Below are 12890 nucleotides of genomic sequence, written 5' to 3' on the forward strand. Positions count from 1 at the left end.
TATTCGGCTAAATAATCGCAATGAGTGCCGAATAAACGATTTTAAGGATATAAATTTGAGATAAATCTCTCATTTAATATATTTCATTGCATGAATTTCAAATGTAACGAGATCTGCATCACAATTAAGAGCGCGCAAGCTGCCTAAAATAGTTTCCCGTTAATATTGGAGAGAATTTCTATGCAAGCACGTTTTCGCGCCCCACTGGCAGAGCTGCCAACAGCATTGCAATCCGCCCTGGAGCCACTGCTGAGCAACGATCATTTCCCTGCAATGCTTACCGCAGCAGAAGTTGAAACGGTAAAAACTATCAGTGGGCTGAATGATGAAGCACTGGCATTCGCCCTGTTACCGCTGGCTGCCGCCTGCTCACTCACGCCGATATCCCATTTTAAAGTAGGGGCAATCGCTCGCGGTAAAAGCGGCAATCTGTATTTCGGTGCCAATATGGAATTCAGCGGCGCACCGCTGCAGCAGACCATTCACGCCGAACAGTGTGCCGTTACCCACGCCTGGCTGCGGGGAGAAGCCGGTTTAGTCTCTATTACCGTCAATTACACTCCGTGCGGTCATTGTCGCCAGTTTATGAATGAATTGAATAGCGGCACCGGTTTACATATCCATCTTCCAGGTCGTCCAACGGCAACGCTTGGTGACTATTTGCCTGATTCATTTGGCCCTAAAGATCTGGACATCAGCACATTACTGATGGATGCGGTCGATCACGGTTATCGCCTTAATGATAGCGACGCTTTGGCTCAAGCCGCACTGGAGGCCGCTAACCACAGCCATGCACCTTACAGTCAGGCGCACAGCGGCGTCGCTCTGGAAGATACAAAGGGGGCCATTTTCGCCGGGCGCTATGCGGAAAATGCCGCTTTTAACCCAAGCTTGCCTCCACTTCAGGCCGCGCTGATTTTGATGAATATGTCCGGTAGCGATTGTCTAGCCGTACGCCGCGCGGTTCTAGCTGAACCTGCAACACCGGTATTAAGCCAGTGGGATGCAACTCAGGCCACGCTGGCGGCTATAGGCTGCCCGGACGTTCGCCGCGTGACTTTCTAACCGCTTTAGCCGCCCCGGATTTTTCTTTCCTCGCCGGGGCGCTTATTTTCAGAGACTCTCCACTACCTGCTGCCGCAGCCAACGCTGATCTTCTTTGTGGCTATGACGTGGATGCCAGATTTGCACAAAATCAAAGCTCGGTACGACAAAAGGCAGCTCAAGGTGCAGTAGCCTCATTGATTCTGGCTGAGTCGCGACAACTCGGCTGGCGATCGTCAAAAGTAAATCCGTCCCCACCACCGTCTGCGGTGCCACCAGGAAGTGCGGCAGAATTGCGGCAATCCGCCGTCGAATGCCCAAATCCGTCAGTGCCGCCTCCACTTCTCCCACGCTTTCACCACGCATAGAAACCAGCAAATGCGGCTGAGCCAGATAAGCGTCTAACGTCAGGCGCTTTTCATTCCCTAATGGATGATTCGCGTCAGCAACACAGACAAAATGTTCTTCAAATAGCCTGCAACTGCTTAACCCAGCGGGCAAATGGGGAAACACACCCAGCGCCAGATCTAACTGCCCCGCTAGCACTTGCTCAACCATCTGCTCCCTACTGAGCTGCACCACCACCAGATCGATGCCCGGAGCCTGCTGGCGTAACCGCTGGAGCAGCCCAGGTAACACAATGGCCGCACCATAATCAGATAACGCAATGCGAAAACTTTGGCTAGCCTGTGCCGGAACAAATTGAGCAGAACCCACCAGTTGTCGAACCTGCTCCAGAATCTGCTGCAAAGGCTGAACTAACTCAAGCGCCCGACGGGTAAGCTGAAAACCACCGGGCGCACGCACCAGTAACGGATCATCCAGCAAATAACGTAGCCGATTCAGCGCGTGGCTCACTGCGGGTTGACTCATGTGCAACCGCGTAGCCGCTCGGGATACGTGCCGCTCACTAAGCAAAACATCCAGTATCACTAGCAGGTTAAGATCTATGGCGCGCAAATTATTCATGAAATGAATACTCACTAGATAAAATATCGATTATCAATCATTGAATGAATAATGAATCATTTGACCGGTGAAGAAAACCTCAAGTTATTAACCGGAGAAATACCTATGACAACCACTGTAATTGATACCAATCATTCGCTCGACTTGGGGCTAAGCCACATTGCATTAGTGGTGCAAAATATTGATAGTAGTCTTGATTTCTATCAGCGTTACGCCGGAATGACTCTGATTCACCGTCGGGCAGGAGGCAAACCCGGTATGGAAGTAGCATGGATGACCGATCACAGTCGCCCCTTTGCTCTCGTCCTCGTGCAATCTCCGGAGCTAAAAGACACGCCGTTAGGGCCTTTCGGACACCTCGGCGTTGCCTGCGCAAGTCGAGCACGAGTCGATGAATTGGTTGCTCTGGCCAGCGCCGAGGGTTGTCTGCGATCTGCGCCGCAAGATTCCGGTGAACCCGTCGGTTATTGGGCGTATTTTGCCGATCCCGATGGTAATACGCTGGAAGTGTCATACGGCCAGCGCATAGAACTCACGATGACAAACTCCCGTAATCCATAAAATAAGCAAAATGAGTGCTAACCATTAATTAATTTGAGTTATGTAATTAATTAAGGGTTAAAGTTATCAGGCGCTTTAATAAGCGCCATTATTCACGCTAATTAAAATCGCTACCACGTTGATTTTTGCTCTTTAACTCTCATTTCTGTTGGCAATTGTTATAAATTGCTAACAAATGCTGTACATATTTTCCCTATCTCTTAGGATCGGAATCAGTAACGGCCATCCGATAACGCTTAAGAGTAAAACTCATGGAACTTGAATACGAAAGTAAACGCCCGCTGTACATTCCCTACGCAGGCCCGATTCTGTTGGAATTTCCCTTATTGAACAAAGGCAGCGCCTTTACTGACGACGAGCGCAGCCACTTTAACCTGCACGGACTGTTACCCGAAGCAGTTGAAACTATTGAAGAACAGGCTGAGCGAGCGTATCGCCAGTACCAAGACTTCAAAAATGATGATGATAAACACATCTACCTACGCAATATTCAAGATACCAACGAAACCCTGTTTTACCGCCTGTTGGAAGCGCATCTGAGCGAAATGATGCCCATTATTTACACGCCAACGGTCGGGGAAGCCTGTGAGCATTTCTCTGATATTTATCGCCGAGCTCGCGGGCTGTTTATTTCCTATCCGAACCGCGATCGCATTGACGATATGCTGCAAAACGCCACCAAACAAAACGTTAAAGTCATCGTTGTGACCGATGGTGAACGTATTTTGGGACTGGGCGATCAGGGCATCGGCGGCATGGGGATTCCCATTGGAAAACTGTCTCTGTACACCGCCTGTGGCGGTATCAGCCCGGCTTATACCCTGCCGGTAGTGCTGGACGTCGGCACCAATAACCCGCAGCGCCTGAATGATCCGTTGTATATGGGCTGGCGTCATCCGCGTATTTCCGGCGACGAATATTACGAATTTGTCGATGAATTCATTCAGGCAGTCAAACGCCGCTGGCCAAACGTATTATTGCAGTTTGAAGATTTTGCCCAGAAAAATGCGACCCCACTGCTAAACCGTTATCGCGATGAGCTTTGCTGCTTTAACGATGATATTCAAGGCACCGCCGCCGTGACGCTGGGCAGTCTGATTGCGGCCAGCCGTGCCGCCGGTAGTCAATTGCGTGATCAAACCGTCACCTTCCTAGGGGCGGGTTCCGCGGGCTGCGGGATTGCAGAACAAATTATCGCACAGATGATGTCCGAAGGATTAAGTGAAGAAGAAGCTCGCAGCCGCGTATTTATGGTCGATCGCTTCGGTTTACTGACAGATAAACTGCCAAACCTGCTGGATTTCCAAAGCAAGTTGGTGCAGAAAAGCGAAAATCTGCAAAACTGGGATTTGAAAAACGATGCGATCTCACTGCTGGACGTGGTTCGTCACGCCAAGCCAACGGTATTAATCGGCGTATCCGGCCAACCGGGCTTGTTTACTGAAGAATTGATCCGCGAGATGCACAGCCACTGTGCGCGTCCTATCGTGATGCCGTTGTCTAACCCAACCTCTCGGGTAGAAGCGCGTCCAGAAGATATCCTGAACTGGACGGACGGCGCAGCGTTGGTTGCTACCGGTAGCCCGTTCGCACCGGTTAGCTACAAAGAGACTATTTACCCTATCGCTCAGTGCAACAACTCCTATATCTTCCCAGGTATCGGTTTGGGCGTATTGGCATCCGGCGCACGTCGCGTTACCGACGGTATGCTGATGGCCGCCAGCCGCGCATTGGCTGACTGTTCTCCGCTGGCTATTCACGGTGAAGGGGCTTTACTGCCGAATATTGATGATATTCAGGCTGTTTCCAAAAGTATTGCGATGCAGGTGGGTAAAGCCGCACAGTTACAGGGCGTGGCAACCGTCACCTCGGATAACGCGCTGGCGCAGGCTATCGAACATAATTATTGGCAGCCTCAGTACCGAACCTACAAGCGTACCTCCTTCTAGTGTTACCTTAACCTGCCCTCGGGCAGGTTAATCTCTATCCAGTTAGAGAAATCCTTGCTTTTTAATAACAAAAATCAGCTTAACTGCCCCCGTCACGTCTTGCGCCGCCGTATCAGGTAAAGTAGCCTTGCAGATAACCCCAAGCATCGACGCAACCAAGGCCCGAGAATGTGGAAACGCCTGATTATCAGCTTATTTATCATCGCAGGATTGCTGATGGCGTCGGCTATTGTGCTCGATCGTTGGATAAGTTGGAAAACCGCCCCCTATATCTATGATGAAATTCAACAATTACCTCATCGTCAGGTCGGCGTAGTGTTGGGAACGGCAAAATATTATCGTACTGGCGTCATCAATCAGTTTTACCTTTATCGTATTCAAGGGGCGATTAACGCCTACAACAGCGGCAAGGTAAACTACCTGCTGTTAAGCGGCGATAATGCACAGCAAAGTTATAATGAGCCGATGACCATGCGGCGAGATCTTATTGCCGCTGGCGTGGCCCCTGCAGATATCGTGTTGGACTATGCCGGTTTCCGCACGCTGGACTCTATCGTTCGCACCCGCAAAGTATTCGACACCAACGATTTTATTATCGTCACGCAGCGTTTCCACTGCGAGCGCGCGCTGTTTATAGCCATGCATATGGGGATTCAGGCGCAGTGCTATGCGGTTCCTTCGCCGAAAAATATGCTTTCGGTGCGAGTTAGAGAGATTTTTGCTCGCTTAGGAGCATTGACTGACCTCTATATTTTGAAGCGCGAGCCGCGTTTCCTTGGGCCACTGATTCCCATTCCGGCAGTGCATATCGTGCCTGATGATGCTCAGGGCTATCCTGCGGTATCACCGGAACAGTTGGTCGAACTGGAACACAAGCTGGCAGCTGATAAGCGAGAGAAATAACCTTTAGCCGCAAGCTTGCCGCATCTAGGTATTGAACAACCGAGGTGGTAAAGGGAGAATGCGGCGATAGAATCGTAGTGACGTAAGCCACCGAAACGCACCCCGCTGCGCCTGTCCGAGTTTCTCCGTCGCCACAAACTGTATAAAACAACAAAAGCCAGCCGGATGACTCCTGACTGGCTTTTGTCTTAATTGAGACCGTCTTTCAATTAGCCATTATTTCTTCTTGGCATATTTCAATGAATCCAGCGCCACGGCGAAAATAATGATTCCGCCCTTAATAATGTACTGCCAGTAAGGGTTTACACCGATATAGGTCAAACCGTAGTTAATGACCGTAAAAATGATAACGCCGGTGACCACGCCAAAGACCGTACCAACCCCGCCGCTAAAGGATACGCCGCCAACCACGCAGGCTGCGATGGCATCCAATTCATACATAAAACCAAGGTTGTTAGTGGCACTACCGATACGTCCAGCCTCCAGCATCCCGCCGAAGGCGTAAAACACGCCGGATAATGCATAAATCATGATTAGGTTTAGTGGAACGTTAACCCCAGAAACTTTTGCGGCCTCTGGATTACCACCGATGGCGAAGATATTCTTACCGAAGCGCGTTTTATTCCACAGCACCCAAACAAAGCCAATGGCAATCAATGCGTAGAATGTAATGTATGACAGTTTAAAATCACCGAATCGCAGGAACCCCTGAGCAAATGAGGAAAACGCAGGATCGAAACCGGCAATCGGAGATGCGCCCACATAATCGTAATACAGAGAGTTAATCCCATAAACGATAATCATGGTGCCCAAAGTGGTAATAAACGGCGTGACGTTTAAATAGGCGATAATAATACCGTTAACCAAACCGATAATTGCGCCAATCAGACAGACGGTTAAAATAACGAATGGAATAGGTACGGTTTGTAAGTCAGGGAAAACCTTATTCACATTATCCATCGCTTGTAACATGGTTGCGGCAACGACCGCAGCCAAACCAACCTGTCGTCCGGCGGATAAATCTGTACCCTGAGTCACAATTAACCCGGCAACGCCCAACGCGATAATAATACGTACCGAGGACTGAGTTAAAATATTACTTAAATTCATCAAACTTAAAAAGGTTGGGTCTTGGAAAATGATAATTGCCAGCAGCACCAGCAAAACCACATAAATCCCGCCCTCTTTAAGATAAGTGAGCAAACTTTTCTTATTTAACGCATTCATAATAAGAACCTTCAACTAGATTAGAGGTGCAAGGATGCAAGACGCAATATTTCGTTTTGCGAGGTTTGCTTCGTTTCCACAATTCCCGCAACCAGACCGTTGCTCATAACCAGAATCCTGTCGGTTATCCCTAACAGTTCTGGCATTTCGGATGAAATAATAATTATCCCTTTTCCCTTTTTCGCCAGTTCGGTGATGAGCTGATAAATCTCAAATTTGGCTCCAACGTCAATACCGCGCGTCGGTTCATCCAACATTAATATTTCTGGTTGAGTCAGTAACCAACGGCCAATAATCACTTTTTGCTGATTACCGCCGGAAAGTGATCCAATACTGGTTCTATGGCCAGGCGTTTTTACCCGCATGGCGTCAATCACCCATTGGGTATCGCTTTTCATCCGGCTGTTGTCCAGCAGACCAAATTTATTTTTATAATTACGAATATTAGAAATCAAAGAGTTGAAACCAATATCCAGATACGCATAGATACCGGTAGAACGGCGTTCTTCCGTCACCAACGCAAAACCGTGATTAATCGCTTCGTTGGCACTGTTATTACTGATGGATTTACCGTGTAGTTTGATGGTTCCGCTGATTTTCTCGCGAATGCCAAAGAGCGTCTCGACGATATCCGTGCGTTTCGCCCCAACTAAACCGGCAATGCCGAGAATCTCCCCTTTATGCAGATCAAAGGATACATCGCGAATTGAAGGCTGACGCAGTGAAGTAAGATTTTTAACTTCCAGAATAACTTCGCCAGGCTTATTTTGCCGATCGGGGAAACGCTGGCTTAGAGAGCGCCCGACCATCATCGAGATAATCTTATCCATATCCAGGCCGGCCAGCGGCTGGGTGGCGATCCACTGCCCATCGCGTAAAATAGTAATTTCATCGCACAGCTGGAATATCTCTTCCATCTTATGAGAGATATAAACAATGCCACAGCCACGGTCTTTTAATTTACGGATAATAGTGAACAGATGGTTCACTTCTTTTTCCGTTAGTGATGACGTTGGCTCATCCATAATAACGATTTTGGCATTATAGGAAAAAGCTTTGGCTATTTCGATCATCTGCATTTGTGATACCGATAGCGTAGCTACTTTATCGCGCGGGTCGATATCAATATCTAATTCATCAAAAATTGCCTTGGTATCTTTGTACATTTTTTCTTGATCGACAAACAAACCTTTGGTTGGATAACGTCCCAACCACATGTTGTCCATCACCGTACGTTGTAATACCAGATTTAATTCCTGATGTACCATTGAAACACCATGCTCAAGAGCTTCCTTTGAGCTTTTGAATTCTATTTCTTCGCCCTGGAAGATAATGCTGCCAGAGTCTTTTTTATAGATACCAAACAGACACTTTAATAGCGTTGATTTACCGGCACCGTTTTCTCCCATTAAGGCATGGATAGAATGCGGTCGGACTTTTAAATTAACGTTATCTAATGCCTTTACGCCCGGAAATGATTTATTAATATTACTCATTTCCAGCAACCACTCGCGCGGCTGTGCTGTATTAATATCGGCCATAGCTACACCTGGCTAAAAAACGGCTTCGCATCATTGGCGATCAAAACCGCTTTAAAATAAGGATACCTGATAAAACCCGCTGACCCGCCCGGACACCCCTGAGCGAAACGGAGCAGCAGGTAATAAATACTTATTTGGTAAATTGAGCCAGATTGTCTTTATCTACGCCCACATATGGAATTCGCACCACTTTGTTTTCTACTTTCCATTGCGTACCATCAGTCGCGTTTTTGCCTGCGGCCAGATTTTTCGCTAAATCAAAGGTAGCTTTTGCCTGATTATTTGCATCGTTCAACACCGTACCGGCCATTTGCCCAGATTTAACCAATGCCAACGCTTCTGGTAATGCATCTACGCCAAATACTGGAATATTGGTTTTGTTGTGCGCCTTTAATGCTTCAACCGCGCCCATTGCCATTGCATCGTTGTTAGCGATAACCACTTCAATTTTGTTGGCATTGGGACCAGACAACCAAGCATCCATCTTATCTTTCGCCTGCGCGGTATCCCACATCGCGGTATCTAATTGAAGCTGCTGAGTTTTGATGCCTTCTTTATCATTCAGCGTTTTAATTACGTAAGTGGTACGCGCTTCTGCATCCGGATGGCCCGGCTCACCTTTCAGCAGTACATACTGAATCTGACCGTCTTTGTTCAGATCCCACGCCGGTGAGGCTTTCCAGTGTTTGGCTATCAGCTCGCCCTGAATGACACCGGATTCTTTAGAATCCGTACCAACGTAATAAGCTTTATCGTAGCTATCTAAAGCCTTACGAGAAGGTTCTTTGTTGTAGAACACAATCGGGATATCGTTTGCGCGGGCTTTATCAATCACGACCGGAGCCGCCGCAGGATCAACCAAGTTGATCGCCAACGCTTTCACGCCTTTTGCGAGCAATACGTCGATTTGGTCATTTTGTTTAGATTGGTCATTCTGAGAATCATTCATCAACAGCGTGATGTCAGGTGAACCTTTGGCTTCTTTTTCAATGGCTTTACGCACAACCGACATAAAGTTGTCATCGTATTTATAAATGGTGACGCCAATGCGGGTATCTGCCTGAGCAGCCGCGCCAAACAGCATGCTGGCGGCCAGAGTGGCTAAAGTGAAAACCTTCTTATTCATTTGTATCTCCGGGTTTATGTAGGGTAGTACAGGGTGATAACACCGTTGCCTTAGCGATAATCGAAACCATCGGTCAGAGCAGCTGACAACTGAATATCTATCGTCCTTGACCTCACTCAACTCCGAAAAAGCGGTGTAAGTAGCCTGTCACCAGCAAAAACATAAGTGCTTAACGACCAGTTTTCCTGACAAAAGCACCGCTTACCGCTAGTGAAGGCAAAACAGCATCACACTATCTGCGGGATCATTACCGGTAACTTGCCTTACCTCAGCGGTAAAATTTCGATCCAAGCAGAGAGAAAACGAATAAAGCATAGACGGGGGCTTGTTAATAATCTGTGAATTTTCTCACAGATTGAAAACGGTTACACAAGAATAAATACTCAACTAGTGAGCGATGCCACAGTTTGGCAGGAAGTGACGGAATGACGGGGAACCAACGTCGGCTGGAAGCAATAGCTGGCATTATCCTCTCGCGATTCACTGGCACCGGAGAGGGCTAATTCAGTAGCTAAAGTTGCCATTGAAACAATAGGATAGAGGACTGTAGTGAGTTTTGGACTGGTATAGCGCGCGATAGGAATATCATCAAAACCCACTAGGGAAAACTGCTCTGGGACGATGATACCGTTTTCTTTTAGCACCGCCAGCGCCCCGGCAGCCATAGAATCGTTGTAGGCAAAAACCGCGCTCAAATTGAGATTACGGCTCAACAAATCGATCATCGCCGCTTCTCCACCGGCCAGATCCGGCGTAGCGTAGGCACGCCAGCTCTCCTGCGGGTAAACCCCTGCCGCTTCCAAAGCCTGAATATAGCCGTGCTGGCGCTGAATCACATCGTCGATGGGATGGTTAGAACCAAGAAAACCAATACGTCTATGGCCTTGTTTCAGCAGCAATCGGCTGGCCATTTGCGCACCGTTAACATTATCCAGCCCAACGCAGCGTGATTCGTAGCCGGGAATGATTCGATTTATTAATACCATTCCGGGAATTTGCTCCAAAAAAGCGATCAGTTCCGCATCATCCAACGCTTTAGCGTGAACCACCAAAGCATTACAGCGCTGGCGGATCAGAACTTCGATAGCATGGCGCTCTTTGTCAGCCTGGTGATAGCTATTACCAATTAATACATACTTATTATGCTGTTGTGCTACGGTATCGACCGCTTTGACCAATGCGCCAAAAAAAGGATCGGAGACATCCATGACCACCACGCCAATGGTGTCACTGCTTTGGTTCGCGAGTGCCTGAGCATTGGCATTGGGGCGGTACCCCAGCTCGGCCACCGCTTTGATCACTGCGGCCTGCGTGGCTGGACGGCATGCCGCGCTCTTATTCAGTACTCGGGATACCGTAGCGAGAGAAACGCCAGCCAGTTTTGCAACATCACGAATAGTAATAGAATTGACTGCGGCCATAGAAATATCGCCCTGTGATGAGGAAGGCAGCGCATTCATTCTGCATACTGCCGATATTGGCACTTATCCTAACCAGTTTAGGGTTGTGACTACGTGAAATACGTCACAGGAAAGAAAACGCTTACATACAAATTTTTAACTAGCAAGCCTCAGTTTATTCATAAAGTAGATCATTTCTTGCTATCAGTACTCTCTGCCCGCTGTCCACAGGCCTGTGCGGTCAACTTTCTCCATACCCACTCGACCGGCCCTTGCTTGAAACAGGCCAACCATAGGTTAGAAAACAATAGGTTACATAGCCAAACCACCGGAACCAAGGCTAATAATTGCAAGCGATCTAATTGCTGATACAGGCCGAAACGGTAGAAAATAGTGATACAAATCAGCGTTTGTAGCAGATAGTTGCTCAGCGCCATACGTCCAACGTTGGCTAACCAGTGACTGATACGCAGACGGGACAAACTGGGCCAGAAACCGTAACACAGCGCCAAATAACCCAGCGTTTGCAGCGGCGCGCCTAACTCCCGCGGCACTTGCAGCAAAAATCCAGTCCAGCGATATTCCCATTGTAGATGCCATTGCAGTGCGATAGCCGGGATTTGAATAACCAGTGAAAGCGGTATCATCCACGCAGCCTGTAGGCGATAGTGCAGCAAACTAAACTGCCCACGTAGCCAGCCGCTGCGCATTAATCCTGCGCCAAAGAGCATAAAACCGGCCAGTTCCCAGCCGTATTGAGCGCCGATCGCGATCAAATTGGAAGACAATAAATCAACGCGATTTATCCACGCCTCACTCCCCCCCTGTAGCTTCCAGTACTGTTCGTATTGTAATTCCGCCGGTCCAGGCATCCAAAACTGACCAGGCTCGCCAGTAACGATAAAACCGAGTAATAACAAAACACCGACGCCAATCAGATACAGCACTATGCCAGTTCTTAATAAGCTTTCAGCACTTTTGGCATCACGAATCATTCGCCAGCAAACCAAACCGATCAGACTATAAGCCAGCAGAATATCGCCGTCCCAGAAAAAAATTCCGTGAATTAATCCTAGCAGGAGTAAAATAGACAGCCGCGCCTGTATCCAGCCTTTGCCCCGATGCAACAGCAATTCAATACCTGCGCCAAATAGAATAGCGAACATCGATAAGAATTTGGCCTGAGCAAAAATATCCAGGATTGCCCACGTCCAAGCATCAGATAGTGACGGTATTCCCAGATAAGCGGGATTGAGATAGGCGGCTTTAGGCAGACCAAACGCACTGATATTGAGGAGAAGAATGCCAAGAATGGCCAACCCTCTCGCGCTGTCCAAAGTTGCGATCCGTTGACGCATACTCGACATCCTGTTTAGCGGCACTTTAGCGTGCCGTCTCGTTCAAAAAAGGGACTAGCTACTATGGCGCACCGCGCGCAGGAATTCCTGCCGGGTGTTCTGGCTGGATTTAAACAGTCCGCCCAAAGAGGTGGTGGTGGTCGCGCTGGTCGCATCACGAATACCGCGTGCTTTAACGCAATAATGTACCGCATCAATGGATACGGCCACATTATTGGTGCCTAACAGCGTTTGCAACGCCAGCAAAATTTGCTGAGTCAAACGTTCCTGTACCTGCGGACGCTGGGCAAAGAATTGCACAATCCGGTTGATTTTCGACAAACCGATCACGCTGTCTTTCGGAATATAGGCAACGGTAGCTTTACCATCGATAGTAACAAAATGATGTTCACAGGTGCTGGTCAGAGTGATATCCCGAACCGTGACCATTTCATCCACTTTCATTTTGTTTTCAATGACGGTGATTTTAGGGAAATTGGCGTAATCCAGACCAGAGAAAATCTCATCCACATACATTTTGGCAATGCGTCTTGGGGTATCGGCCAGACTGTCATCGGATAGATCGAGATTCAGTAGCTGCATAATTTCTGTCATATGCTCCTGAATTCGCTGTTTGCGCGTTTCAGAATCTAACACTTGTCCCCGTAACGGGGTTTCGAGACCACGGGCTTCCAATGCGGCATGGACCAATATTGCTTCTTTACTTAGCGATGACATTCTTCTCTCCAACAGGCTTACGCACCCGGCGGGAATAAACATTGATGCAGATCACGTCCGGATTTTGTGCCCCACTCTAGATGAGAGCGTGCGGA

At 48.2% G+C, this 12890-nt stretch carries 11 protein-coding genes; 4 read left to right on the plus strand and 7 right to left on the minus strand.

The genetic code is table 11. The features are described 5' to 3' along the window. The first annotated feature begins 180 nt into the window (after positions 1-180). Positions 181-1065 (plus strand): cytidine deaminase, encoded by an 885-nt coding sequence (gene cdd / locus AD970_RS01750; RefSeq protein WP_049596605.1) that lies wholly within the window; start codon positions 181-183, stop codon positions 1063-1065. Positions 1066-1113: 48 nt separating this feature from the next. Here the strand turns inward: cdd and AD970_RS01755 are convergent, their stop codons facing one another. Further along, complete coding sequence (locus AD970_RS01755) at positions 1114-2013, minus strand: LysR family transcriptional regulator (protein ID WP_049596606.1); 900 nt, start codon at positions 2011-2013, stop codon at positions 1114-1116. 105 nt (positions 2014-2118) lie between these two features. Here AD970_RS01755 and AD970_RS01760 point away from each other — a divergent pair, with 105 nt between their 5' ends. The 3 genes from AD970_RS01760 (at position 2119) to sanA (ending at position 5426) form a co-directional block, all read left to right on the plus strand. Further along, entirely contained in the window at positions 2119-2574 is a 456-nt protein-coding gene (locus AD970_RS01760; protein WP_049596835.1) for a VOC family protein, read from the plus strand. 251 nt (positions 2575-2825) lie between these two features. Continuing rightward, complete coding sequence (locus AD970_RS01765) at positions 2826-4523, plus strand: NAD-dependent malic enzyme (protein WP_049596607.1); 1698 nt, start codon at positions 2826-2828, stop codon at positions 4521-4523. A gap of 168 nt (positions 4524-4691) precedes the next feature. After that, entirely contained in the window at positions 4692-5426 is a 735-nt protein-coding gene (gene sanA / locus AD970_RS01770) for an outer membrane permeability protein SanA (RefSeq protein ID WP_049596608.1), read from the plus strand. Positions 5427-5642: 216 nt separating this feature from the next. Here the strand turns inward: sanA and mglC are convergent, their stop codons facing one another. From mglC to folE, 6 genes are all read right to left on the minus strand, one after another. Continuing rightward, the gene (gene mglC / locus AD970_RS01775; protein WP_049596609.1) at positions 5643-6653 is read right to left on the minus strand and encodes a galactose/methyl galactoside ABC transporter permease MglC; all 1011 of its coding nucleotides are present in this window, start codon (positions 6651-6653) and stop codon (positions 5643-5645) included. A 20-nt stretch (positions 6654-6673) separates the two neighbouring features. Continuing rightward, positions 6674-8194 (minus strand): galactose/methyl galactoside ABC transporter ATP-binding protein MglA, encoded by a 1521-nt coding sequence (gene mglA / locus AD970_RS01780; protein ID WP_049596610.1) that lies wholly within the window; start codon positions 8192-8194, stop codon positions 6674-6676. Between the two features lie 130 nt (positions 8195-8324). Then, on the minus strand, positions 8325-9320 hold the full coding sequence (gene mglB, locus AD970_RS01785; RefSeq protein WP_049596611.1) for a galactose/glucose ABC transporter substrate-binding protein MglB: 996 nt from the start codon (positions 9318-9320) through the stop codon (positions 8325-8327). 383 nt (positions 9321-9703) lie between these two features. Beyond that, the gene (gene galS, locus AD970_RS01790) at positions 9704-10741 is read right to left on the minus strand and encodes an HTH-type transcriptional regulator GalS (RefSeq protein ID WP_049596836.1); all 1038 of its coding nucleotides are present in this window, start codon (positions 10739-10741) and stop codon (positions 9704-9706) included. Positions 10742-10911: 170 nt separating this feature from the next. Next, positions 10912-12078: a DUF418 domain-containing protein YeiB gene (gene yeiB, locus AD970_RS01795; protein WP_049596612.1), complete on the minus strand. Its 1167-nt coding sequence runs from the start codon at positions 12076-12078 to the stop codon at positions 10912-10914. Positions 12079-12132: 54 nt separating this feature from the next. Continuing rightward, positions 12133-12795, minus strand: coding sequence for a GTP cyclohydrolase I FolE (folE, locus tag AD970_RS01800; protein WP_049596613.1), 663 nt, complete (start codon positions 12793-12795; stop codon positions 12133-12135). Positions 12796-12890 lie beyond the last annotated feature (95 nt).

It is taken from the genome of Yersinia nurmii, assembly GCF_001112925.1.
GTDB classification, from domain to species: domain Bacteria; phylum Pseudomonadota; class Gammaproteobacteria; order Enterobacterales; family Enterobacteriaceae; genus Yersinia; species Yersinia nurmii.

What these genes read in the sequence shown, in the direction of transcription:
- AD970_RS01760 (WP_049596835.1), top strand. Translation starts at nt 2,119, where the DNA reads ATGACAACCACTGTAATTGATACCAATCATTCGCTCGACTTGGGGCTA.
- mglB (WP_049596611.1), bottom strand. Translation starts at nt 9,320, where the DNA reads ATGAATAAGAAGGTTTTCACTTTAGCCACTCTGGCCGCCAGCATGCTG.
- folE (WP_049596613.1), bottom strand. Translation starts at nt 12,795, where the DNA reads ATGTCATCGCTAAGTAAAGAAGCAATATTGGTCCATGCCGCATTGGAA.
- mglA (WP_049596610.1), bottom strand. Translation starts at nt 8,194, where the DNA reads ATGGCCGATATTAATACAGCACAGCCGCGCGAGTGGTTGCTGGAAATG.
- yeiB (WP_049596612.1), bottom strand. Translation starts at nt 12,078, where the DNA reads ATGCGTCAACGGATCGCAACTTTGGACAGCGCGAGAGGGTTGGCCATT.
- cdd (WP_049596605.1), top strand. Translation starts at nt 181, where the DNA reads ATGCAAGCACGTTTTCGCGCCCCACTGGCAGAGCTGCCAACAGCATTG.
- AD970_RS01755 (WP_049596606.1), bottom strand. Translation starts at nt 2,013, where the DNA reads ATGAATAATTTGCGCGCCATAGATCTTAACCTGCTAGTGATACTGGAT.
- sanA (WP_049596608.1), top strand. Translation starts at nt 4,692, where the DNA reads ATGTGGAAACGCCTGATTATCAGCTTATTTATCATCGCAGGATTGCTG.
- galS (WP_049596836.1), bottom strand. Translation starts at nt 10,741, where the DNA reads ATGGCCGCAGTCAATTCTATTACTATTCGTGATGTTGCAAAACTGGCT.
- mglC (WP_049596609.1), bottom strand. Translation starts at nt 6,653, where the DNA reads ATGAATGCGTTAAATAAGAAAAGTTTGCTCACTTATCTTAAAGAGGGC.
- AD970_RS01765 (WP_049596607.1), top strand. Translation starts at nt 2,826, where the DNA reads ATGGAACTTGAATACGAAAGTAAACGCCCGCTGTACATTCCCTACGCA.